This window comes from Hymenobacter sp. PAMC 26628 (assembly GCF_001562275.1).
GTDB lineage: Bacteria > Bacteroidota > Bacteroidia > Cytophagales > Hymenobacteraceae > Hymenobacter.
This window is the reverse complement of sequence record NZ_CP014304.1, coordinates 4,754,568-4,778,259: the sequence shown is the minus strand read 5'-3', so window position 1 is coordinate 4,778,259 and position 23,692 is coordinate 4,754,568. Positions and strand designations below refer to the sequence as shown.

The window sequence follows — 23,692 nt, the reverse complement described above, 5'->3', positions numbered from 1 at the left end:
TAAATATTTGACAAAAAACACTTTAAATACATTTTTAGGTGAATATTCAAAGCTAATTGTTTGCAAGTATTTAACAAAGTTTTGGGACTCGGTGCGCACCGCATGCGCCAACCTTGGGGCCCAGTTTGGAGTTAATCCGGGCCATGACTGCTGACTCTTCTGCTCCCATTGTTATCGTCGGGGCTGGCATGGCCGGCCTGGCTTGTGCTACCTGGCTGCACCGTGCCGGCCGCGCCGTGCGCGTGCTCGATGCGGCCGATGCCGTGGGCGGCCGTGTGCGCACTGACGCCACGCCCGACGGCTTTCGCCTCGACCGCGGCTTCCAAGTGCTGCTGACGGATTACCCCGAGGCCAGGCGCATGTTCGACTATAAGGCATTGGACTTGCGAGCCTTCCGCTCGGGAGCCGTCATCCGGCTGCCCAATGGCACCGAAACGACCTTACAGAACCCGTTGCAACGCCCGCTGGCGGCGTTTTCGGCGCTTGCCTCGCCCATCGGCAGTCTGGCCGATAAGCTGCGCATCCTCAGCCTGGTGCGCCACGTGCAACAGCACACGCCCGAGGAGCTGCTGGCCCGCCCAGCCACCGACACGCTGAGCTTCCTGCGGCGCTACGGCTGGAGCGAAACAATGATCGACAACTTCTTTCGGCCCTTTTTCGGCGGTGTATTCCTCGACCGGGGCCTAAGCACGGCCAGTAACTTCTTCGAGTTTGTATTTCAGCAATTTGTGCGGGGGCAAGCCGCAGTGCCAGCCTTGGGCATGCAGCAGCTACCCGAGCAGCTGGCCGCCCGCCTGCCAACGGGCACCCTCCAACTGAACACTGCCGTAGAGGCATTGGATGGGCCTTCCGTGCGCCTGGCTTCGGGCGAAACGCTGGCCGCCGCGGCCGTGGTGCTGGCCGTAGACGGCCCCGCCCTGGCGCGCCTGCTGCCCGCCGCCGGGGCCCCCGACGCTGGCAGCCGCCCCACTACTAATACATATTTTGTGGCCGAAGGCCACTCGCCCGGCCGCGGCGACGGTTTGCTACGCCTCAACGCGGCACCGGGGGCCCTGGCCCACAACGTGAGCTTCCCCGCCGACGTGGCGCCGGCCTATGCCCCGGCCGGCCGGGCCCTGGTATCGGTAAGTACCCACGGCGATACCGGTCTTTCGGAAGCGGCGTTGACCGTACGCCTGCACGAAGAGTTGATTGCTTGGTTTGGGCCCAACGCCCGGCAGTGGCGGCACCTGCGCTCCTACCGCATCGCGCACGCCCTGCCGGTGTACCCTGCCGGCCAGCCGGTGCAGCAGCCCCTTAAGCTGGCCGAGGGCCTCTACCGCTGCGGCGACTGGACTGCCTACCCGTCGCTGAACGCGGCGCTGGCCACTGGCCGTCAGGTGGCTGAGGCCATTATTGCCGGGTAAAACGTAGCGTGGCTAAAGTCCGTGCTATAATTGGGCAGCGACCGTTCAACTGCGCTGACTCGCAGAGCCCACGCTACACTGTGCTACTTGCGCTTTAGCTCGTATACATGGGCCGAAAGTGGCTCCAGGACTTCGTTGAGGGCTTGCAGGGGTGCGCCGTCATTCAATAAATCGGTGTAGGTGTACACGGCTTGGGTTGTGCTGGGGATGCCCATTGCCTGGAAAGCGGCGGGCGAGATGGTAAGGCCCGGCCGGTAGGCCTTATCGGGGCTGAAGTTGACGACTACCAGCACCTGCTGCTGGTTGGTGTAGCGCAGGTAGGCGTAGAGGTGGTGCTGGTTGTACTGCTTGCCGAGGTTGTTGGCGTCCTGCAGCTCGTAGAATTTGCCCCGGCGAATGGCGTCGCTGGTGCTGGCCAATGTGAGCAGGCGCCTGTAAAAGTCGCGCAGCTGCTTTTGCTCCGCACTCAGCTTGCCGCCGTCGAACTTGCCTTGGTTCAGCCATTTCTGGTGCTCGGGCACGCCCCAATAGTCGAAGATGGTGGTGCGGCCGTCCTCGCTGCTGAAGCCCTCGCTGCCGCGGCCGGGCTCACCCACTTCTTGCCCAAAGTACAGCATCACGGGCCCCGAGGCCAGCGTGGCCGTCACGGTCATGGCCGGCACGGCCCGCAGCGGGTCGGTGGCAAAGTCCTTGCTGGCAATGCGTTGCTCGTCGTGGTTCTCGAGGAAGCGCAGCATGTGCGACGAGAACCCGCGGCTTTCCTGCTGCCACACGTGCGTCAGGTCTTCGGTGCTGCCCTCGTTGCGCATCAGCCGGCGCAGGCCGTCGTAGAGACCCACCTTGTCGTAGAGGTAGTCGAAATGACCCTTTTCGAGGTACGTCTTGTACTCCTTATTGTTGTAGGCTTCGCCGATGAAGACGAGGCCCGGCTTCACCTTTTTCAGCTCGGGTATGACGTAGGCCCAGAACTCGACGGGCACCATTTCCACCATGTCGCAGCGGAAGCCGTCCACGTCCTTCTGGGCCCAGAATACGAGGATGTCGCGCATCTTCTTCCACGTGTCGGGCACGGGGCTGAAGTGCAAGGCCCGGCCGTGCTGGTAGTCCACGCCGTAGTTCAGCTTCACGGTTTCGAACCAGTCGTTCACGCTGGGCGCGGCCGAAAACACGTCGTTGCCGGTGGCCTTGGCGGGGTTTTCGGCGTACTTGCCGTCCTCGCGTGGGCCTTTCAGGGGCCCCAGCGGGTTGTAGCCGGCGGGCACCACAAAGGGCTGGCCGGGCAGGTAGTAGAAGTTGTTCTGGGGCCCAAAGGCCAGGGTTTTGTCGTCGGCCGCGCCCAAGTCCACCACGCCCGCGGGCTTGGCGTCCGACTTGTAGGAGCGGGCCACGTGGTTGGGCACGAAGTCCATCAACACCTTCAGGCCGTGGGCGTGGGTGCGCCGAATGAGCGCCTCGTACTCGGCCATGCGGTTTTTGGGAGCCACGGCCAGGTCGGGAGCTACGTCGTAGTAGTCCTTGATGGCGTAGGGCGAGCCGGCGCGGCCCTTCACCACGTCGGCGTCGTCGGCCGGAATGCCGTGGGTGGAAAAGTCCGTCATGGTGGCGTGCTCAATCACGCCGGTGTACCACACGTGGCTCACGCCCAAGGCTTTGATTTCGTCCAGGGCCCTATCGTTGATGTCGTTGAACTTGCCGCAGCCGTTCTCGGTCATGGTGCCATAGGGCTTGTTCAGGGCCACCTTGTTGCCAAACAGCCGCGTCATCACTTGGTAAATGATGAGCTTATGGTCCTGGGGCACCTCGTCGGTGGTGTTCGGGTCGGCGGCCGGGGCGGGCGCGGGCAGGTGAGTGGGCACGGAGGAAATGGGCAAGGAAGGCGCGGCCAGGGTCAGTAAGCCAGCGGCCAGCAGCAGGTTTTTCATAGGCCGGCAAGTTAAGCAAACGGCGCGCGTGCTGGATTAACAGCCCCGGCTCGGGGCCCCAGCTCACCCCGGTGGGGCCCCACAAAAAAGGCGCGGGCCCTACCGGGGCCCGCGCCTTGCTGGCAGCGTTGCGCTGCTTAATCGTCGCTGCGTTTGATGAGCACCACGGCCACAGCAGCCACGGCAGCAATGCCCAAAATCAGCTGCGTGGAGGTGAATTTTTTGGCGGCTTTGCGCAACAGGATGCCGCCGTTTTTCAGCAGGTCGTCCATGTGCTCGGTTTTGCCTTGGAACACGTGGTAGGCACTTTCGAAGGTGCGCACGAGGTCTTCGGGCATAATTTTTTCGAGTTGGATGTCGAGGTCGTCGGAGGCCATGGGGTTAGGGCAAAACGGGTAAAAGAATCAATTGGAGCGGCCCGGCGGGGCCCGCGCTTTCCTTCTACGGGCCGGCCGAACCGGGGTTGTGGCCCCGCTTTATTCCACCACCAAAATGCGCGAGCCCGACTTGCTGCCCTCACGCACCTGGCAGTAGTAGGCCCCCGCGGCGAGGCCGGCCAGGTCGAGCGGCAGCTGCTGGGGCCCCGCGGCCAGGGCCCGGTCGAAAGCCACCTGCACTTGGCGGCCCAGCGCGTCGAGCACCGCCACTTGCACGTGGCCGCCGGCGCTTTGGTAGGCCACGGTGGCCTGGCCGCCGCGCGGCACGGGGTTGGGAAATACGCTGAACTCGGCCACCTGGGCGGCGCTGCCGGCGGCCAGCGCCGTGGCCGGCCGCAGCACGGGCACGTACGGGAAGCTCTGGCCAAACAGGGCCTGCAATGTGCTGGGCGCCACTTGGAACCAGTCTTGCAGAATGCTGGTGTAGATGCTGCGGAAATCAAATTGCAGCGGGATGTTGTCGTTCACGCTGGCCGCGGCGGGCAGCTGGGGGTTGGCGCCGTGCACGATGGGGTTCACGCGGCTGCCGAACACGAACAGCGGGGCCGCCGCGCCGTGGTCGGTACCTAGGCCCGAGTTGGACCGAATGCGCCGCCCAAACTCCGAAAACGTGAGGCCCACCACCCGGTCTTGCAGGCCCAGCCGCACTAGGTCGTCCTGAAAGGCGGCCACCGCTTCGGCCAGCTTGCCCAGCAGGGCGGCGTGGGTGCCGCCCGTGGTGGCGCCCGTGGCCGGCACTTGCAGCGCGTGGGTATCGAAGCCGCCCATGTTGCACACGTAGATGCGGGTGCTGAGGCCCCCGGCCACCAACTGGGCCACAATTTTGAGTTGGTCGGCCAGGCCGTTTTGGCCGGCGGTGGGGTACAGCGGCGAGAGGTTTTTGGCCCGGCCCGCCGCCGCCTGGATGGTGGTGGTGTACACCTGCGTCTGGGCTACCACCTGGCGGATGAAGGTGAGCTCGTGGCCGGCCGGCGTGGCGGGAGCTGCGTCCACGCCGCCGCTCAGCAGCTGATAGAACGACGAGGTGCTGGCGATGGCCATGCCCATGTTCACGGCGGGGCCCTGCACGCAGTTGCTCACCACCGAGCCGATGGTGACGGCCAATGGGTCGGGGTTTTGGGCGCTGGGGTAGCCGGTGGGGAAGCCCGGGTACTCGCCGTCGAGGTAGCGCCCGGCCCAGCCCGTGGCCAGCGTCACGTCCGACGACGAGCCCGAGGTCCAGATGTCGGTGGCTCGGAAGTGTGAGAAGTTGGGGTTGGGGTAGCCCACGCTCTGCACCACGCCCACCTGCCCGTTCTGGTACAGGTTCTGGAGCGAGGCCATGGCCGGGTGGATGCCGGTGGCCGCCGTGAGGGGCAGCACGGCCGCTTCAGGCAATGCAATGTTGCCGCGCGCCGCCATCAGGGCCCCGTACTGGTCGCGCGGAATAATCATGTTCAGCCCGTCGTTGCCGCCCTGCAACTGGATGATGACCAACACCTTGTCGGTGGCCGTGGTGGCGTTGGTGAGGGCCACCAGCTCGGGCGAGTAGCCGTAGGCCCCCACCGGCAGCCCGCCCAGCAGGGCCGCGCCCGCTGTGGCCGCCGCCGTATTCTGTAGAAAGTCGCGCCGTTTCATATGGAGCCGCTAAATTGTTGACGGATAAATTGTTGGATTGATGATTTGCTCACTGTGGGGGCTGGGGTTTCGACAACAGCCCACAGCTATTCAACCGGCGCGTAGTAACAAAAAGAATTAATCACCAGTCATTCAACAATTTAACTCAGGTGGTATTCGGCCAGGCCCATCAAGGAGCGCAGCATGGCTTGCAGCTTGGTGGCTACGGCGGCTTTCTTGGCGGCCACGGAGGGCGTGGCGGCGTAGGCCGTCCACTCGTTGGTCCACTCAAAATCGGGCAGGCCGGGGATGAGGGCATTTTTGAGGAACGCCAACTGGGTCGCCGTCAGGTCGAGGGGCACCATCAGGCGCACGAACTCGGCGATGACCAGGTTGGGGTCGGAGGCCGTGGCCGGGGGCAGGGCCAGCACCAGGGCCACGGGGTCGATGCGGGCCAGCACCCCGCCGCGCGAAACCCCGTTGCCGATGTACAGGTCCGTCGCCTGGTTGCGGCGGGGCAGCGTCACGGCGTTGATCCACAGCTCGTGGAACTGCGGCGTTTGGTAGTAGGGGGCCCAGCCGGCCACGTTGGGCGGGTCGCCCAGGGTTTGCTGCTGCACCAGGGCCAGGCCGTAGAGGTATTCCCAGTGGGCGTACTGCGCCACCAGGCTGCTAGCCGGTGGAAACGCCACCTGCATCTGCCGCACCAGGCCCACCGTGAAATCGAGCGGGCTTTTGATGCGGCAGCCCACGGCGGCCACGTCAAAAAAGTGCTCCGAGCCGAAGAGCTTGCGCAGCACCGGCACCACCTCAAAGTTGCTCTGGACAAGCAGCGTAGCCAGCGGCTGAATGACGTTGGCTTCCGTGTCCGCGTCAATCGAGTAGTACACAAACCAGCGGTAGAGCTTGCGCACCAGGAACCGCGCCGTTTCGGCCTGCGCGAAAATGAGGTTGATCAAATCCTGGTACTCGGCGGCCCCGTTGGGCGCGATAACGGCGTTGCCGAAGGCCGCGGAGAACTGCTTGGGCTTGGCGTCGTGCCGGCTGGCGGTGAAGTAGCCGTTGATGGCCACCCGGTCGTCGCGCCAGCCAGTGAGCACCCGGGCGGCGGCCTGCACGTCGGCCTCGGTGTAGTTGGTGTAGTTGCCCGCCCCAATCAGGGGCCCCTTGCCTACGGTGAACAGCTCCAGCAGCTCGCGGCCGTAATTCTCGTTGGGGGCCCCCACCACGCTCTGGTTGCCGTTGAGGTAGCGCAGCATGGCGGGGTTGACGGTCACGTCCTTGGCCAGTTGGCGCACGTTGCCCAGCGCGTGCTGGCGCAGCAGCCGCACGTACTCGTAGCCGTAGCGAGCGTCGTTGATGTTGCCGAGCTCCACCACAAAATGGTTGTGCCAGAACAGCGTCATCTGCTCGCTCAGCGAGGTGGTTTGGCCCAGCTGCTGGCCCAGCCACCAGTCGCGCAGCGACACCGAGCGCACCCCTTGCAAAGTTTGGTCGAAGGCCTGCGTCACCCAGGTTTGGCCAAGGGGCACGGTCGTGTCGGTGGCCGACACGTTCAGGGGCGGGGCCGGGGTCCCGGGAGCCGCCAGCAGGCCGTCGAGCGTGGGGCCCAGGCCCGCCGCCGCGGCCGTAGTTATTTCCGCCCGGGTGGGCCCAAACAGCGTGCGCCGCAGCAGGTGCGCGGCCTGGGCCGGGCCCCAGGGCCCCGCGTAGGCGGCCAGGGTGCCGGCGGTAGTGCCGGCCAGGCGCAGCGGCAGCCGCTGGTTGGCGTGGGGGCTGATGGCCTCGGGCGGCGGGGGCCCCGGGGCGGGCGCGGGGGCCCCGGGGCGCTGGAGAAAAGCACGGCGGTTCATGGGCGCTTGGGAAAAGTGGGCGCGGGGTTTTCCTAAAGATGGCGCAAATGGATGAAAGTTTAATGATGAAGAAGTTATGAGTAAAAAAAGATGCCTGGGGCAGCGGGTAGCCGCTGCTTTGGGCCCGCCGCCGCTGGCCTTGCCGGGGCCCCAGGCGGGACCGGCGCGGCGGTTTTTGGGGTGGATGCAATACCTTCGGTGCTGGTCTTTTTCCCTCCCGCAGCCATGAAAAAACACTTTCACTCCCTCGGCGACTGGCGCCGCAACGTGCTGCTGGTGGCAGCCGCCGGCAGCCTCGGCCTCAGCCTGTCCGCCTGCTCGGGCGACGACGGCCGCCGCGCCGACAACAACGGCGCCGACGGCAGCTGGAGTGGCCAAACCTACAGCCAGGGCGTCGTCACGGAAATGACCGAGGTGAAGCCCGGCGAGTGGAAAATCACCGCCGAGCGCCCCGCCGGCAAGGAGGAAGTGGCCGCCGTGCTCCACCACTTCGACGGCAAGGTGGACACCCTCCAGGGCCAGGCCCTGCAACGCCAGATGCAGGACTACAGCCGCCAAAACCCCGAAAACCGCGCCCAAAGCTCGGGCCTGATGAACGTGCTGATGTGGAGCGGCATCGGTTACATGGCCGGCCGCTACATGACGCCCAACCCCGGCTACTACGCCAACCCCGGCCTGCTCCAGCAAAACCAGGGCTGGCGCGCCAACGTGGCCCGCGAGCGCCAGGACCAGGGCCGCGGCTTCTTCGGCCGGGGCTTCGGCGGCGGCCGCACCTCGGCTAACGCCGGCATTCAGGAAAGCGGTTCCACGGTGCGCTCCTCGCCGCGGCCCAGCTTCCGTAGTAGCGCCCCGGCCGGCCGCAGCAGTGGCTTCGGCAGCCGCGGCGGCTTCCGCGGGTTCGGGGGTTGATGCCGCTGGGGCCCCAACTGCGATGCAATTGAGTTAATTAAAAGAACGTCATGCAGAGCTAAAAGAACGTCATGCAGAGCGTAGCGAAGCATCTCTCCCGCGTAACTAGAGCGGCTTCGGAATCAGCGTACAGTTAGCGACTGGGTAGTTGTAGAACGGAGCGGCACCCTGTTTAACGTCCGCCTAGCAACGGAGTGCCACTCCGTTTTTACAAGGCCCTGGACACTGACTCCGAAACCGCTCTAGTTACGCGGGAAAGATGCTTCGCTGCGCTCTGCATGACGTTCTTCTTTGTTCGTTTTTGCCTTATCTACACGCCAACCAAAAATGGTAAACTTGCTACCCCTCACCGGCGACGTCTCGCCCGCCGTGCGCGCCCTGGGCTGGGACTGGGCCCTGGAAGACGCCTGCCAGCACTACGTGGCCCGCGAAGCTGTGCAGCTCGCCGAGGCCGACGCCGAAACACTGCTCCAGGCTGCCGACACGCTCTACGACATGCTGGTGGCCGCCATTCCCGATCCCATCCCGGACGCGTTTTTGCAGCAGCTGGCCATCGCGCCCAACCTCTGGGAGGCCGTGCGCCACTCCTGGAACGACGAGCGCCACTGGCACCTCTACGGCCGCTTCGACCTGGCCCTCACCGCCGAGGGCCCCAAGCTGCTGGAGTTCAACGCCGACACCGCCACCGGCCTGCCCGAAGCCGCCGTGGTGCAGTGGGCCAGCCTGGTAGCCGCCGGGCAGTCGGGCGACGACCGCCAGGCCAATGGCCTCTTCGAGGGCCTCGAAGACCAGTTCCGCCACTGGCGCGCCCTCAACAACGACCGCCAGGCCACCCTGCTACTCGTGCACCTGCCCGGCAGCGCCGAGGACGAAGCCAACTGCGGTGTGCTGGCCGAGGCCGCCCGCACCGCCGGCTTCGCCGACACCTACGTGTGCCCGGTGGACGATATGCGCGTATCAGTAGACGGGGCCGACCGCGGCGTGTGGGCCGAAACCGTGCCCGGGCAGTGGCAGCGGTTCGATTTCCTGTTCAAACTCGTGCCCTGGGAAATCCTGGCCGACGAGGAGCCGGCCCTCACCACCGACCTCACCCACCTGCTGCTCACCCGCGACGTGGTCATCGCCAACCCCGCCTACGCCCTGCTGTTCCAAAGCAAGGCCCTGCTGGCCCGCCTCTGGGAGGTATTCCCGCACCACCCGCTGCTGCTCGAAGCCAGCCTGGGGCCCCTGCCCGGCCACCACGTGCGCAAGCCGCTGCTGGGCCGCGAGGGCCAGAACGTGGCCGAAGTGGGCCCCGACGGCCAACCCGCCGCCGAAGTACCCGGCGAGTTCGGCGACCAACCCACGCTCTACCAGCGCTGGGCCGAGCTGCCCACCGATGCCCCGGGCCGCCGCTACCAGGCCGGCGTGTTCTGGGCCGGCGAGGCGTGCGCCATCGGCTTCCGGCGCGACGCTGGGCTGATTACGAACCTGTCGGAATTTGTGCCGCACGTTTTGTTCTGAACCGCAGATTAAGTGGATTTAACGGATAAGAACGGATTCGTTGGGGCCCTAATTGGGGCTTCCTTGGGCTATTCTCTCACCTTGTGTTTTAGCTGGTTTATTCTATATTTTTGGTTTATCGTTTTTATGGAAAAGGTTTTTTATGGAAAAGGTTACTGTTGATTTAGTGTCCTATAAGGAGTTGACGGGTAAGGTGATTGGTTGCGCAATGCGGTGCATCGCGTGTTGGGTACGGGTTTCCAAGAGGTTGTTTATCAGCGGGCGCTGGCCGTGGAGTTGGCGTAATGCAGCATTAATGCCCAGCGCGAGCTGGAAATGCCGATTTACTACCGGCAACAAGAAGTTGGTTCGCGTCGCGTCGATTTCCTGATCGAAGACACGGTCTTGCTGGAGTTGAAAGCCCTGCACGAGCTCACGCCCACCCACCACGCCCAAATCATCAACTACTTGGAAGCCGACCGCCTGCCTATCGGCCTGCTCATCAACTTCGGGGCACCCTCCCTCCAATACAAGCGCTTCGTGAAAACGCACCCAGTGTACTAATCAGTGCCTAACCCCAAACCAAAGCACCCTGGGCCCCGGCCCCAAAAGCAAAAAACGGATAAAAACGACCCCCAAGGAATCCGTTCTTATCCGTTAAATCCACTTAATCTGCGGTTCAGACCTTCAGTTGGCAAATTACGGTTTCGCCGCCTTTCACTTTCTGGCCCAACTCCACCTTCACATCGGCGTCGATGGGTACGAACAAATCGACCCGTGAGCCAAACTTGATGAAGCCGAACTCCTCGCCCTGGTTCACCTCGTCGCCCTCGTTCACGTACCACACAATGCGGCGGGCCATGGCCCCGGCAATCTGGCGGAAGAGCACGAGGGGCCCCGCGTCGCTTTCCACTACCACGGTGGTGCGCTCGTTTTGGGTGCTGCTTTTGGGGTGCCAGGCCACCAGGTAGTTGCCGGGGTGGTACTTGAAGTACTTCACCATGCCCGAAATCGGGTTGCGGGTCACGTGCACGTTGATGGGCGACATGAACACGCTGATTTGCTTGCGCATATCGTCGAAATACTCGGGCTCGTACACGTCCTCAATTACTACTACTTTGCCGTCGGCCGGGGCCAGCAACAGGTCTTCGTGGGTGAAAAGGTGGCGGAACGGGCTGCGGAAAAACTGGAGCAGCGCCAAAAACGCTACGACCGAAACTCCAGCAAAAATGCGGTTGAAGAGCACCGCCCCCCGGTTGAACTGGTAGAGGGCCAGGTTCAGGGCCAGCAGCACCAAAACAGTTACGAACAGGATGCGGCGGCCTTCTTTGTGTACTTTCATAAAGCGCAGATTTTGCAGGATATGCGGATTTCGCAGCGTGCAAAATCAAGGTTGTAGAGTATAACAGGCTTAACGGTAACCAGGGGAAACTAGGTTGCACGGCCCGAAAATTACGGCCAAATGCAGAAACGGCACGGGCCAGGGGCCCGTGCCGTTTCTGCTGGGGAAACGCGGCCGAACTTAATGGCCCTGGGGCCCCTAAGATCAGTGCAATGCGGCGGAGCGGCGGACGCTCCGGCCTAGAAGCCGCCGCGGAACTTGTAAGTCTGGGCGACCTTGTCGATGGCCACCACATAAGCCGCGATGCGCAGCGAAATGTTGTATTTCAGGCTGGTTTGGTACACTTTCTCGAAGGCGTCGGTCATGATGCGGTCGGCGCGCTCGGTCACCATCTCCTCGGTCCACTTGAAGCCCTGCTTGTTCTGCACCCACTCGAAGTAGCTCACCGTCACGCCGCCCGAGTTGGCCAGGATGTCGGGCACCACCGAAATGCCTTTTTCGTAAATGATGGGATCGGCCGAGGCCGAGGTGGGGCCGTTGGCGCCCTCCACGATTAGCTTGGCCTGGATTTGGCCGGCGTTGTGCTCCGTAATAACGTCCTCCACGGCGGCGGGCACCAGCACGTCTACGGGCGAGGTCAGCAACTCGTCGGGGTCCATGGGCACGGCCCCGGTGAAGCCTTCGAGGCGGCCGCCGTGGGCGTTTTTGTAGGCAATGGCCTCGTCGATGTTGATACCGTCGGCATTCCAGTAAGCCCCCGATATATCGGATACGGCCTTTATCTTCAGCCCTTTGTCAAACATCAGCTTGGCCGTCCAGGAGCCCACGTTGCCGAAGCCCTGAATGGCCACCGAGGTGTTCTCAATGGCCATGTCCAGCTTGACCATTGCGGCCAGGCACGACACCATCACGCCGCGGCCGGTGGCCTCGGTGCGGCCCAGCGAGCCGCCCATCACCAGGGGCTTGCCCGTCACAACGGCCGAAGACGTCATGCCCACGGTTTTCGAGAACTCGTCCATCAGCCACGCCATTTCGCGGGGGCCCGTGCCCATGTCGGGGGCCGGAATGTCGCGGTCGGGGCCGAATACGTCCTTGAGGGCCAGCGTGTAGGCACGGGTCATGCGCTCAATTTCGCCGGCGCTCATCGTGGTCGGGTCGCAGATGATGCCGCCCTTGGCGCCGCCGTAAGGAATGTCCACCACGGCGCACTTCCAGGTCATCCAGGCCGCCAAGGCCTTCACCTCGTCGAGGTACACATTCTTGTCGTACCGGATGCCGCCCTTACTGGGGCCCAGGATGGTGTTGTGAATCACGCGGTAGCCCTCGAACACGCGCACCTTGCCGTTGTCCATCGTCACGGGGATGTGCACGATGACCTGCTTGTCCGGGGTTTTGAGGACGTTGTAGGTTTCTTCGTCCAAACCGAGGATTTCGGCGGCGACGTTGAAGCGGGACATCATCGATTCCAGCGGGTTTTCGCGGTCGATGAGGGGTGCGGGTTCTTTATAAACGGTAGCGGCCATGATTGATAATAGGGGTTAATGAGGGGTTGTCGGGTGGGATGGGAAGAATACGTTTTGGCGGCGCAAAGGTATTGATTGCGCACCATATACGAACGATTGTTAGTGCCGTATTGTCCCGCCGCCGCTCCGCAATTACCCCGCCAATAGTTGCAGCAGCACCAGCACCGGCAGCACCAGCAGGAATGCGTCGAAGCGGTCGAGCAGGCCGCCGTGGCCGGGCAGGAACGTGCCCGAATCCTTCACCCCCGCGCTGCGCTTGAGCATCGACTCGGCCAGGTCGCCCAGGGGCCCAAACACCGCCACCACGCCCGCCGCCACCAGCCGGTGCGTGAGCGGAATGTCGGGCACGAACTGCCCAAACGCCCAGCCGGTAACCAATGCCAGCAGGGCCCCGCCGGCCCAGCCCTCCCACGTTTTGCCCGGCGAAATGCCGGGCGCCAGCTTGTGCTTGCCAAAGTTTTTGCCCGCGATGTACGCCCCGGTATCGGCCGCCCACACGAGGACGATGAGGCAGAAAACGTGGCGGGGGTCGTAATTTTTGTACTTGTCAAACGCAACGGCATTGAGGAGCGCCATCGGCAAACTGATATAGAGTAGTCCGGCTAAAGTTGTGGCTATATTAGTAAACGGCTGCCCATTATTGGGCCAACGAATTATTTCCCAAACAATCAACACGGGCGTTAGCAGCGCTCCAAATATGAAGGCTAAGTAAACGATAGAGTCAGCGCTTAAAAAGCGAATTAATTCTAACGAACCCTTAGTTGATGCAGCAGGGTCAAGTGGCGGATATGCGGTTGTGCCACCAGCTAATAAACCGAAGAGGTCAGATGTAATAAAGTAAACGCAACCGAAAATGACCGTCCCCGCCACCATGCCAATCCACTTGGCCGGCCGGTACCCACCCGCCCGCATGATGCGGTAGAACTCCTTGAGCATTACGGCCTGCACGGCGGCGAAAAACAGCCCGAACGAGATGGGGCCCCCGTAGGTGCAGCCGATGAGCAGCGCCGCCGCCACGGTGCCCCAGATGACGCGCAGGCGCAAGTTGCTGGGGACGCGCTTGGCGGGGGCGTCGGCGGGGGGCAGGTCGGGGTTCAAAAGCAGGAGTGAAAGAAGGGCAAGGGAAAGGACGCCAAATTACTGCATGGGTTGGCCGGGGCCCACCGCTACGCCCTGGCGGCTGACGGTGCGCATCTGGCGCGGGGCCCCCATGCGTTGGCGCAGGCCCCAGAGCAGCCCGCCCGCCAGCGCGGCCGAAGCCAGGGCCAGCGGCCAGGGCAGCGCCGCGGTGCTGTCGGGGTCGAAGGCCGTGTTCCAGCCGAAGGCCCCGCGCTGCACCAGGTACAGCAGCACCAACTGGAAGGCGTTGTTGGTGAAGTGCGCGGCCATGGGCACCAGGATGTTGCCGCTCCACTCGTATAAGTAGCCCAAGATGAGCCCCAGCACAAAGCGCGGCACAAACCCGAAAAACTGGAAGTGGATGGCGCTGAAAATGGCCGCCGCTATCCACACGCCCGCGTGCCGCGACCCGAACCAGCGCACCAGGTTCTGCTGGATGACGCCCCGGAATACCAGCTCCTCGGCCACGGCCGGTACCACGGCGATGACGACCACGCCCACCACCAGCCGCCCCGCGCTGCTGAACTGCGTCAGGAACTTGGTGAGGGCCCCGGCTTGGTCTTCGCTGGCACGGGCCCACACCTCAAAGCCGTGCAGAACCGTGGGGAAGTGCACGTCCGCGTTCCACGCCACCAGCACCGACATGAGGGGAATAAGCACCAAAATGAGGGCTCCCGCGGCCAGCGGCCAGCCCGCGCTGCCCAGGCGGCGCGGGGCGAAGTAACCCGCCCACGGCGCGCCCACTACGGCGGGCATGAGCGCGGCCCCGGCCCCCAGCCCGGCCAGCGAAAAGCCCTGCAAAAGCATCAGCGCGGCCCAGCCGTGGGGATGGCCGGCGGGGTTGGCGCTAATTTGCCCAAAGGCGGCCAGCGAGTAACCGTACACCTGCGTGATGAGCAATAGGGCCCCAAAACTGCCCAGGCACAGGCCGGCAAAGGCCAGGCCCACCAGCACCAAAATTTGCAAAAGCGGGTGCATGGGGTGGGCAGGGAAACCTTTCATGGCGGCGGGCAAGTTCGGGAGGTCGTAAATTTACCCCAGATTTAATTTAGGCTTGATTAACGCAAGCCAACAAGGACGTCATGCTGAGCCTGTCGAAGCATCTCTACCGCGCAAGCAGCCCAATCGGCGCAGCGAAGCGGGAGAGATGCTTCGGCTGCGCTCAGCATAACGTTCAAAAATCCCGCTATTTCCCGTGGTCAACATAGGTCCCAATATCCAGCTTCCCGACTTCCCGCTCCTGCTCGCCCCGATGGAGGACGTGAGCGACCCGCCCTTCCGCGCCGTGTGCAAGGCCAACGGGGCCGACCTGATGTACACCGAGTTCATCTCCTCGGAGGGCCTCATCCGGGCGGCGGCCAAGAGCCGCAAGAAGCTGGATGTGTTTGATTACGAGCGGCCCATCGGCATCCAGCTCTTCGGCTCCGACGTGGAAACGATGGGCGAGTGCGCCGCCATCAGCACCGAGGCGGGCCCCGACCTCATTGACATCAACTACGGCTGCCCAGTGAAGCAGGTGGCCTGCCGCGGCGCCGGCGCGGCCCTGCTGCGCGACGTGCCGAAGATGGTGGAAATGACGGCCGCCGTCATCCGCAACACGCACCTGCCCGTGACGGTGAAGACCCGCCTGGGCTGGGACGAAGGCACCAAAAACGTGGAGGACGTGGCCGAGCGCCTGCAAGACATCGGCATTGCAGCCCTCACCGTGCACGGCCGCACGCGGGTGCAACTCTATAAGGGCGAGGCCGATTGGCGGCTGATTGCCAAAATCAAGGACAACCCGCGCATCCACATCCCCATCTTTGGCAACGGCGACATTACGACGCCCGAAAAGGCGCTGGAGTACAAAAACCGCTACGGCGTGGACGGCGTGATGGTGGGCCGCGCCAGCATCGGCTACCCCTGGATTTTTCGCGAAATCAAGCACTACGTGGCCACCGGGGCCCTGCTGGCCCCGCCCACGCTGGAAGAGCGGGTGGCTATGTGCCAGATGCACTTCGACCGCAGCGTGGAGTGGAAGGGGCCCCGGGTGGGCATCTTCGAGATGCGCCGCCACTACGCCCACTACTTCCGCGGCCTGGAGGGCGCCAAGGCTTGGCGCACCCGCCTCGTGGACGCCGAAACGCCCGAGGCGGTGTACGAAATCATGGCCGAAATTGCCCGCAGCGAGGCCGTACTGGTGGGGGCTTAGTTGTCGGTTGGTTGTTGTCAGTTGTTAGGCAGTGGGGCAAGCATGAGTTATTTGCTATGAATTACGTTAGCAACTGCTGCTGACAACCGACAACGAACAACTGACAACTAAGGCCCTGAATGATTCCGATTTACGACCAGAAATCCCGCGTTAAAATATTGGTGGCGGTGGGGGCCCTGCTCATCGGGGCGGCCACCGTAGTGTACACCAACATCTTGGTGCGGCAGGTGGCCCAGCGCGAGCAGGAGCAGATTGAACTGTACGCCAAGGCCCAGCGCTACATCGTGAACTCGGAGGAGGAAAGCGGCCTCATTTTCGTGCAGGAGCAGATTATCAACGTCAACAAGACGATTCCCATCATCTTTACCAACGAGTCGGGCGTTATCGGTGGGGCCCGCAACGTGGACATTCCGCGCCACCTGGCGCCGGCCGATTCGGTGGCGCGCCTGCGCCACGAGCTGGCCCTGATGAAGGAGCGCCACCCGCCCATTGTGGTGGAGTACGCCGCCGGGGCCCGCGACTACATCTACTATAACGACTCGCACCTGCTGGCCCAGCTGCGCACCTACCCGCTGGTGCAGCTCGGCGTCATCAGCTCGTTGGCCGTGATGGCCTACTTCGCCTTCAGCTACTCGAAGCGCTCGGAGCAAAACCGCGTGTGGGTGGGCCTGGCCAAGGAAACGGCCCACCAGCTGGGTACGCCCCTCAGCAGCTTGGTGGGCTGGCAGAGCTACCTGCGCGAGTCGGAGCGCTTTGCCGGCGAGCCCATCGTGGAAGAGCTGGGCAAGGACATCAAGCGGCTGGAAATCATCACCGAGCGGTTTTCCAACATCGGCTCGGTGCCGGTGCTCAACGACGAAAACCTGCTGCAAGTGACGCGCAACGCCATTGCCTACCTCGAAAGCCGGGTGTCGAAAAAGGTGAAGTTCTCCATCGAGACCGACCTGCCGCTCGACACCCCCGCCCGCGTGAACGTGCCGCTGTTCGACTGGGTGGTGGAAAATATCTGCAAAAACGCCGTGGATGCCATGGAAGGCCGCGGCGCCATCACGCTGCACCTGCGCCGCGTGCGGGTGCGCCGCAGCTGGTACCGCCGCGCCGCGCCCGGCCGCCAAGTGGCCGTCGACATCACTGACACGGGCAAGGGCATTCCCAAAAACAAGCTCGAAAGCGTGTTCCTGCCCGGCTTCACCACCAAGCGCCGCGGTTGGGGCCTGGGCCTAGCCCTGGCCAAGCGCATCATCGAAAACTACCACGAGGGCAAGCTCTTCGTGAAGTGGAGCGAGTTGGGCCGCGGCACCACGTTCCGCATCGTGCTGAACCAATGAGCGATAACCTGCACTAAACGGTAAAACTGGAGGAAGAAGCCCGGCGGCCGTGGCTGCCCGGGCACCGCGTGGGAACTGGGGCCCCAGCCGCCCCGTGCAGAAGCTAGTCAGTGTGCAACGATTAGCACTGAGGACGAGCGAGCTATAAGAACATTCAACGGGAAAAAATAACTATACTAATAACTGGACCGTATACGGCCCGGATTTTATTGTGTTTAACCAAGTTTATTTTTCGAGAGGCTACAATGCCTTGACCCCATTCCCATGAACCCTACTTTTGACCCGAACAACCCGAACCGCCCAGCAACCGCTGTAACCAATACTACACTGGAGAGCCTGGCCTATGCCGCGCCGACCGCCTACGCGGCCCCGCAGCGGCGCATTTCCTGGGGGGCCGTGTTTGCCGGGGCCCTGCTGGCCCTTATCACGGAACTGGCCCTAAGTCTGCTTGGTGCGGGCATCGGCCTGAGCACCGTTGACCCGCTTCAGGAGCAAAATCCTGTGAATGGCCTTGGCACTGGGGCCGTCATCTGGTATGGTATCAGCACCTTGGTGGCCCTGTACGTGGGTGGCTTGGTGGCCGGCCGCTTGGCCGGGGCCCCGCGCCGCGCCGATGGCCTGCTGCACGGCCTGCTAAGCTGGGCGCTGGTAACGCTGTTCACGTTTTACCTGCTCACCACGGCTGTGGGCAGCATCATCAGCGGGGTGGGCGGCGTGGCCGGCCGGGCCCTCACCGCCGCCGGCAGCGGCATCGCGGCCGTGGCCCCCGGGGCTGGCGACGCCATTAAGGGCGAACTGAAAGAGCAGGGCATTGACCTAAACGATGTGAAGCGCGAAGCCCGCCTGCTGCTGCGCCAAACCGGTAAAGCCGACCTCCAGCCCGCGGCCCTCGAAGGCCAGGCCCGCGCAGCCGGCCGCACCGCTAAAGCCGAAGCCGGGCAAAGCGCTGCCAACCCCCAGGACGCTGGCGACAACTTTGACCAGCTCATTGATAACCTGACTTCGAAAGCCGAAAACATTGGCAACGCCGCCGACCGCGACGCTGCTGTGAACGTAGTAATGAAGCGCACCGGTAAGACCCGCGCCGAGTCGGAGCAGATTGTGGACAACTGGATCAGCACCGCCAAACAGGCCCAGGCCAAGCTGAAGGAAGCCAAGGATGCCGCTGCCCTCAAGGCCCGCCAGGCCGGCGACGCCGCTGCCTCGGGCTTGTCGAAGGCGGCCATCTTCGCCTTTATTGGCATGGTGCTGGGCGCCGCGGCCGCTGGCTTCGGTGGCCGCCAGGCCACGCCCGACGAGCGCCTGGTAACCCGCGCGTAACGGCCTGTAGTTGAACGGCCTTCCCAGTGCGGGGAGGCCGTTTTTTTACGCCCTTTTATTCCCTTCTGGCCATTTTTCCCACTCTTTCCCCCGTTTCTTCATGGCTGTTTTTTCGCTCACGCGCCGGCCCTCGGGGCCCCATCTGTCCGCCGCCTTGCTTGGGGCTGCACTGTTCGCCAGCAGTTGCGCCGGCCTCAACCAACAAAAGGAAGATGGTAAAAACTTCAAGGACTGCGAGTTCATGCTGCAAGCCATCGAGCAGGCCACGCTCGGTGGCGTGGACGTGACCAACGTGTGCTCGGCCGCCGACTTGAGCGGGGGCGACCGCGCCCGCATTGTGGCCGCCTACGCCACCGGCTCGCTACCCCTGAACATGCGCGTGAACCTGCAAGTGGCGAACCCCAATAACGAGGTGGCGGCCCTCAACGACTTGGATTATAAGATACTGCTCGACGGCAACGAGGTAGCTACCGGAGCCACTACCCAGCGCATCGAGGTGGGACCCAACAGTACGGCCATCGCCACGGTGCCCGTGAATGCCGATGGCGGCCTCGAATCGGTGGGCAACTTCGCCCTGGGTCTCGCTGACCGCAACCGCCAACCCACCCGCGTGACGATTGCCATCCGCCCCACCGTGAAAATCCTCGGCACCACCATCAAGCGCCCCGGCTACGTCACCGTTGAAAAAGACGTGACGGCTCGCCAACTGATCAACGAGCGCGCCACCCGCCCCAATTCGCTGAAAACCCCGCGCCCGTAAGGCCACTTATCAGGTGTCAATTAACATTTATACAGCCGTTTAGTTAGCCAATTGGGCCCGCAGAACGGCTGTTAAATGTTAATTGGTAACTGATGAATGAAATCAGCGGTTCGTGATTTCCACGTAGGCCTTGCCCGTGACGGGCTGGCCGCGGTGGGTGCCCGTGACGCGGCACATGCCCTCCCAGTAGTACATGGTGAAGGCGTGGAAGAAGCGCAGGGCCAGCTCCTGGTTGGGCACCAGGGGCTCTACGGTGAGGTCGTAGCCCTGGCTGGGCACCTGCACGCGCCACTTGGCGGGGTACTTTTTCTTCGATTTTGGGCTGGTCCAGTACGTGAGGGGCGTGAGCGTGAAGTCGGGCCCGGTGAGGTGCAGGTTCTGGCCGTCGGCCCCGCCAAAGGTGCCGTTGCTGAGGGTTTGGCCGGTTTCGGAGTTGCGCAGCGTGTTCAGCATCAGCTCCTCGCGGGGCTGGTCGAGCTGGATGCTGAGCCAATCCCAGCCCACGCCCTTGGCCACGATGCTAGTGCAGTTCCACTGCCGGTCGTACCACAGCTCGCCGGTTACCTGGTGGGTTTTGCCGGCCACCGTGAGGGTGCCGGTGGTGGCCAGGCGCGGGTAGGAGTAATAGCCGGCCGTGATGCCGCCGCCGTAGTTTTCGTAGCCCGTGCCGCCGCCGTGCAGCATCACGGCCTTGGCAGGCGTGGTGCGCAGGTCGAGGGCGTAGCCGGCGTTTCGCTTGCCGGTGAGGGCGGCTTGCAGCTGGTAGCTGCCCTCCTGGCCATCAAATTTCCAGACCTGGGGCCCCTTGTGCTCGCGCAGGCGCACGGGCAGCGAGTCGGTGAGCAGGCGCGGCAGCTTGCCCAGCTTGTAGTCGTAGCGGAACTGCTGGCCCTGGGGGTCGGTCAGGGCCAGGTTCACCATCTGGTAGTCGTCCTTGCCGTCCTTCAGGTTGAAGTGAAAAAACACGTACTCCACCCCGAACTGCTCGCCGGTGGCCGCGTCGGTAAGGTGGCCGGTGAGGTACCACCACTCCAGCGAGTTTTTGGGGTGCACGGCTTCCTCGCGGGGCAGCTCGGCGCGAGTAGCGGTGGGGTTGAAGCGGGTAGTGGGGACGGGCTTAAAAGTGGAACACGCGGAAACCAGCAGCAAACCCAGGGCAAAAGGCAGAAATCTCATACCCCGAGAAAAGGCTTTTCGGGGCGGAAAAGTTTGGCCGGAGCCATCGGTTTAGCCCCGGCGGAAAGGCTGGGCGAGCCAGTAATAGAAGCGGCGCGGGTGCCAGGGCCAGGGCTTGCGCAGCGAAACCGGGCTAACTTCTCCCAACCATACGGTGCTGAGCGCAAGCGCCATTTCCAGGGTGGGGGCCCCAGCTTTGGCCGCAATCGTTATTTGCTGCGTCTCATACCCAACGAAAGAAACGGTCGCAGTCAAGCGGTCAGGCCTAGCATAGCTTTCCGGCACCGTCAATTGAAAGGTGCCGTCTGCTTTGGTTGAGCACCAAGTGTTGGTGCCTTGCACGGAAACCGTAGCGCCCGGTAGCCCCTCGTGGGTGGAGCCATCGGTTATCCTGCCTTGCACCAACACCTGCTTTGATAACTGGCTGCCGGCCACCTGCGCCGCCGCCGGGGCCCCCAGTGGCCGTAGCTCCGTGGGTACTTGTGCCACTGCCGGGGCCCCCACACCTTCGCGCAAGCCCCACACCGCCGCGGCCGCCGCTAGCCAGGCGCGCCAGCGGCTGGGGGCCCCCACGGCCAAGGGCTGCAAGGGCCTGCCCAACTGCTCCGCCGCGAACCGGCCGCAGGAGCGGCCGGCCGCTTGCTGCAACACGGCCAAAATCTCGGCGTCAGTTTTTTGGGTAAAGTCCACCACCGTATTTTGGCAGGCGGCGCAGTGGCGGCCGGGGCCCCGGGGCGTCATGGCGGCCCAGCTTTCGGCGCAGGGCGTGGGGATGTGGACGGAGGTGAGGCGAGCCGCCATAAGCAATGAAATAGGAGGTGGTTCCTCTCCTGATGCCGGGCCTTCCCTAATTGCACACGGGGCCCTAACAATTGCCCAGCAGTCCGCCCAACCATCCCTACAAAACCTTGTACCTTGGGCAGCGTTGAACCGGCGTTGCCCACCCTTTTGCCCCTGCTCGTTATGGCTCCTTCTTTCCGCATTGCGTCGCTCGTGCTGCTACTCACGCCCTTGGCGGGCCGTGCCCAATCGAGCGGGTTGGGGCTGGAAGTCCCGGCCCCAGCGGCGCCCAGCAAGGGCCGTTTCCTGGCGGGGGCCTACGCGGTGGGCAACTACGTGCCGCTAAATACCCCCGCGGCCTACGGCTACGGGGTGCAGCCCTACCTGCGCTACCAGCTGGGTGCTAGCGCCACCGGCCGGCCGCGGCCCTTTGTGCAATACACGTTTGACCCCTACCGGCTACAAGCCTACGGGGCGGGGGCCCCGTACGGCCCCGAGGGCGGCGCCTTGCCGGCCAACGCCGGCTTCGCGCCGCTGGCCCTGCGCAACGGGCCGTATAATAATTCTTATGGTAATTATAACGGCTACGGCGGCGGCATGGGCACCGTGTCGGTGGGCGTGCCGGTGCGCATCGGCAGCGGTTCGGCGGTGCTGAGCGTGGGCGGCAGCGTGATGAGCAGCCTACTGCGCTAAGGCAGCGGCGGGCCCCCGGCAGACTACAAGCCGCTCAGCGGCCCTATCTTTTGCCCTTCAAACCCGCCCCGCTTGCCTTTCATGCGTTCCGATAATTCTCTTTTTCGCCGCAAAACCATCGCGGCCATCTTGCAAAACCCGCCCGCCGACCACGAGGGGCCCGGCGGCGGCCTCGAGCGCCACCTCACCGTGCGCGACCTTACCGGGCTCGGCATTGCGGCCATCATCGGGGCCGGTATTTTCAGCACCATCGGCAAGGCCAGCCTCGACGGGGGCCCCGCTGTATCGATGCTGTTCGTATTTACGGCGGTGGCCTGCGCGTTTTCGGCGCTGTGCTACGCCCAATTTGCGGCCACTATCCCGGTCAGCGGCTCGGCTTATACTTACGCCTACGCCTCGTTTGGCGAACTGGCCGCCTGGATCATCGGCTGGGCCCTCATCATGGAGTACGCGGTGGGCAACATCGTGGTGGCCATCTCGTGGAGTGACTACTTCACGGGCCTGATGGACGGCATTGGCTGGCACATTCCGGCCTACCTCAGCACCGGGGCCCAGGGGGCCTACCAGGGCTACGCGGCCGTGCAGGCCCTCATGGAAGCTCACTTGCCGCTGGCCCAGGCCACGCCGGCCCAGCTCGAAGGCTACAAAATCTGGAACTCGGCGCCGGTGCTGTTCGGCGACTGGCACCTAGTAGCCGATGTGCCGGCTTTCGGCATCACGGTGCTCATCACCTGCCTCGTGTACATTGGCATCAAGGAAAGCAAATACGCCTCCAACCTACTGGTGGTGTTGAAGTTGATAGTGGTGGCGGTGGTCATTGCAGTGGGGGCCTTCTACATCAAGCCGGCCAACTGGCACCCGTTTGCGCCCCACGGCGTGGGCGGCGTGCTCAAGGGCGTGTCGGCGGTGTTCTTCGCCTATATCGGCTTCGATGCCATTTCGACGACGGCCGAGGAGTGCAAAAATCCGCAGCGCGACCTGCCCCGGGCCATGATGTACGCCCTCATCATTTGCACGGTGCTCTACGTAGTCGTCACGCTGGTGCTCACCGGTATGGTGAGCTACAAGGAACTGGGCGTGGGTGACCCCTTATCGTTCGTGTTCGCCAAAGTGGGCCTGCCGCGCCTCTCGGGCCTGGTGGCCGTGAGCGCCGTGTTTGCCATGGCCTCGGTGCTGCTGGTGTTCCAGCTGGGGCAGCCGCGCATCTGGCTCACCATGGCCCGCGATGGCCTGCTGCCCAAGGTATTCACCCGCATTCACCCGCGCTTCCACACGCCCTCGTTTGCCACCATCGTCACGGGTATTTTCGTGGGCGTGCCGGCCCTGGTGCTCAACATGGACCTGGTGGTGGACCTGACTAGCATCGGCACCCTGTTTGCCTTCGCGCTCGTCTGCGGCGGCATCCTCATCATCGACCCCTACGGCCGCTCCGAGGCCCGCTTCACGGTGCCGTACATCAACGGCAAGTGGCTGGTGGTAACCGTTTTGGTCATCGGTGGGGCCCTGCTCTGGCGCTACAACCAGGCCGAGGTGCGCACCTTCGCCCACCTGGCCAGCTTCGGCGAGGGCTACGAGGGCTTCCGCCACCAAATCCCGATGCTCGTGTTCCTGCTGTTCTGCGGGGGCCTGGCCGTGGTGTCGTTCCAGAAAAGCCTCTCGCTGCTGCCCACCCTGGGTCTGCTCATCAACTTGTACCTGATGACGCAACTCGGCATTAGCAATTGGGTGCTGTTCTTCGCTTGGCTGCTGATCGGGCTGGTGGTGTACTTCGGCTACGGCCACAAGCACTCGCGGCTGAACGGGGCGGCAGTGGGGGAGTAGAAACCTGGATTATAGAATTCCATAATCCAGGTTT

Annotated in this window: 19 protein-coding genes and 1 pseudogene; 10 read left to right on the top strand and 10 right to left on the bottom strand. The window is 63.7% G+C overall.

What is annotated here, in order from left to right; genetic code table 11:
* The first annotated feature begins 143 nt into the window (after window positions 1-143).
* Window positions 144-1,406, top strand: a complete 1,263-nt coding sequence (locus AXW84_RS20695; RefSeq protein ID WP_068237828.1) for a protoporphyrinogen/coproporphyrinogen oxidase — start codon at window positions 144-146, stop codon at window positions 1,404-1,406.
* Window positions 1,407-1,489: 83 nt separating this feature from the next.
* Here AXW84_RS20695 and AXW84_RS20690 read toward each other — a convergent pair whose 3' ends face one another.
* From AXW84_RS20690 to AXW84_RS20675, 4 genes are all read right to left on the bottom strand, one after another.
* Window positions 1,490-3,328 (bottom strand): alpha-amylase family protein, encoded by a 1,839-nt coding sequence (locus AXW84_RS20690; protein WP_068237825.1) that lies wholly within the window; start codon window positions 3,326-3,328, stop codon window positions 1,490-1,492.
* Window positions 3,329-3,465: 137 nt separating this feature from the next.
* Window positions 3,466-3,705, bottom strand: coding sequence for a hypothetical protein (locus tag AXW84_RS20685; RefSeq protein WP_068237822.1), 240 nt, complete (start codon window positions 3,703-3,705; stop codon window positions 3,466-3,468).
* A gap of 99 nt (window positions 3,706-3,804) precedes the next feature.
* A complete protein-coding gene (locus AXW84_RS20680) occupies window positions 3,805-5,382 on the bottom strand; it encodes a DUF1501 domain-containing protein (protein WP_068237819.1) in 1,578 nt (525 codons plus the stop codon).
* Between the two features lie 140 nt (window positions 5,383-5,522).
* Window positions 5,523-7,214, bottom strand: a complete 1,692-nt coding sequence (locus tag AXW84_RS20675; protein ID WP_068237816.1) for a DUF1800 domain-containing protein — start codon at window positions 7,212-7,214, stop codon at window positions 5,523-5,525.
* Window positions 7,215-7,439: 225 nt separating this feature from the next.
* On the opposite strand from AXW84_RS20675, the gene AXW84_RS24110 reads away from it, so the two are divergent.
* From AXW84_RS24110 to AXW84_RS20660, 3 genes and pseudogenes are all read left to right on the top strand, one after another.
* Window positions 7,440-8,123 carry a hypothetical protein gene (locus AXW84_RS24110; RefSeq protein ID WP_068237813.1) on the top strand — a complete coding sequence of 228 codons (684 nt, stop codon included), beginning with the start codon at window positions 7,440-7,442 and terminating at the stop codon, window positions 8,121-8,123.
* 327 nt (window positions 8,124-8,450) lie between these two features.
* Window positions 8,451-9,626, top strand: a complete 1,176-nt coding sequence (locus AXW84_RS20665; RefSeq protein WP_068237810.1) for a glutathionylspermidine synthase family protein — start codon at window positions 8,451-8,453, stop codon at window positions 9,624-9,626.
* A gap of 213 nt (window positions 9,627-9,839) precedes the next feature.
* Window positions 9,840-10,169 (top strand): annotated as a pseudogene (locus AXW84_RS20660) (GxxExxY protein).
* A 115-nt stretch (window positions 10,170-10,284) separates the two neighbouring features.
* On the opposite strand, the gene AXW84_RS20655 reads toward AXW84_RS20660, so the two are convergent.
* The 4 genes from AXW84_RS20655 to AXW84_RS20640 form a co-directional block, all read right to left on the bottom strand.
* Window positions 10,285-10,947, bottom strand: a complete 663-nt coding sequence (locus AXW84_RS20655) for a phosphatidylserine decarboxylase family protein (protein ID WP_068237807.1) — start codon at window positions 10,945-10,947, stop codon at window positions 10,285-10,287.
* Window positions 10,948-11,186: 239 nt separating this feature from the next.
* Window positions 11,187-12,470, bottom strand: a complete 1,284-nt coding sequence (locus tag AXW84_RS20650; protein WP_068237804.1) for a Glu/Leu/Phe/Val family dehydrogenase — start codon at window positions 12,468-12,470, stop codon at window positions 11,187-11,189.
* A gap of 132 nt (window positions 12,471-12,602) precedes the next feature.
* Window positions 12,603-13,568 carry a phosphatidate cytidylyltransferase gene (locus AXW84_RS20645; protein ID WP_068237802.1) on the bottom strand — a complete coding sequence of 322 codons (966 nt, stop codon included), beginning with the start codon at window positions 13,566-13,568 and terminating at the stop codon, window positions 12,603-12,605.
* A 39-nt stretch (window positions 13,569-13,607) separates the two neighbouring features.
* Window positions 13,608-14,591: a CPBP family intramembrane glutamic endopeptidase gene (locus AXW84_RS20640; protein WP_068237800.1), complete on the bottom strand. Its 984-nt coding sequence runs from the start codon at window positions 14,589-14,591 to the stop codon at window positions 13,608-13,610.
* A gap of 193 nt (window positions 14,592-14,784) precedes the next feature.
* Here AXW84_RS20640 and dusB point away from each other — a divergent pair, with 193 nt between their 5' ends.
* The 4 genes from dusB (at window position 14,785) to AXW84_RS20620 (ending at window position 19,188) form a co-directional block, all read left to right on the top strand.
* Window positions 14,785-15,780 (top strand): tRNA dihydrouridine synthase DusB, encoded by a 996-nt coding sequence (gene dusB, locus AXW84_RS20635; protein WP_068237797.1) that lies wholly within the window; start codon window positions 14,785-14,787, stop codon window positions 15,778-15,780.
* A gap of 119 nt (window positions 15,781-15,899) precedes the next feature.
* Complete coding sequence (locus tag AXW84_RS20630; RefSeq protein ID WP_068237794.1) at window positions 15,900-17,108, top strand: ATP-binding protein; 1,209 nt, start codon at window positions 15,900-15,902, stop codon at window positions 17,106-17,108.
* Between the two features lie 264 nt (window positions 17,109-17,372).
* Entirely contained in the window at window positions 17,373-18,428 is a 1,056-nt protein-coding gene (locus AXW84_RS20625) for a hypothetical protein (RefSeq protein ID WP_068237791.1), read from the top strand.
* A gap of 100 nt (window positions 18,429-18,528) precedes the next feature.
* On the top strand, window positions 18,529-19,188 hold the full coding sequence (locus AXW84_RS20620) for an LEA type 2 family protein (protein ID WP_068237788.1): 660 nt from the start codon (window positions 18,529-18,531) through the stop codon (window positions 19,186-19,188).
* 102 nt (window positions 19,189-19,290) lie between these two features.
* On the opposite strand, the gene AXW84_RS20615 is transcribed toward AXW84_RS20620, so the two are convergent.
* Together AXW84_RS20615 and AXW84_RS20610 are read right to left on the bottom strand one after the other, a co-directional pair.
* Window positions 19,291-20,364 carry a lipocalin family protein gene (locus AXW84_RS20615; protein ID WP_068237784.1) on the bottom strand — a complete coding sequence of 358 codons (1,074 nt, stop codon included), beginning with the start codon at window positions 20,362-20,364 and terminating at the stop codon, window positions 19,291-19,293.
* Window positions 20,365-20,415: 51 nt separating this feature from the next.
* Window positions 20,416-21,165, bottom strand: coding sequence for a carboxypeptidase-like regulatory domain-containing protein (locus AXW84_RS20610; RefSeq protein WP_068237781.1), 750 nt, complete (start codon window positions 21,163-21,165; stop codon window positions 20,416-20,418).
* Between the two features lie 162 nt (window positions 21,166-21,327).
* On the opposite strand from AXW84_RS20610, the gene AXW84_RS20605 reads away from it, so the two are divergent.
* Window positions 21,328-21,837, top strand: coding sequence for a hypothetical protein (locus tag AXW84_RS20605; protein ID WP_157887164.1), 510 nt, complete (start codon window positions 21,328-21,330; stop codon window positions 21,835-21,837).
* A gap of 81 nt (window positions 21,838-21,918) precedes the next feature.
* Window positions 21,919-23,658 (top strand): amino acid permease, encoded by a 1,740-nt coding sequence (locus AXW84_RS20600; RefSeq protein ID WP_068237775.1) that lies wholly within the window; start codon window positions 21,919-21,921, stop codon window positions 23,656-23,658.
* Window positions 23,659-23,692 lie beyond the last annotated feature (34 nt).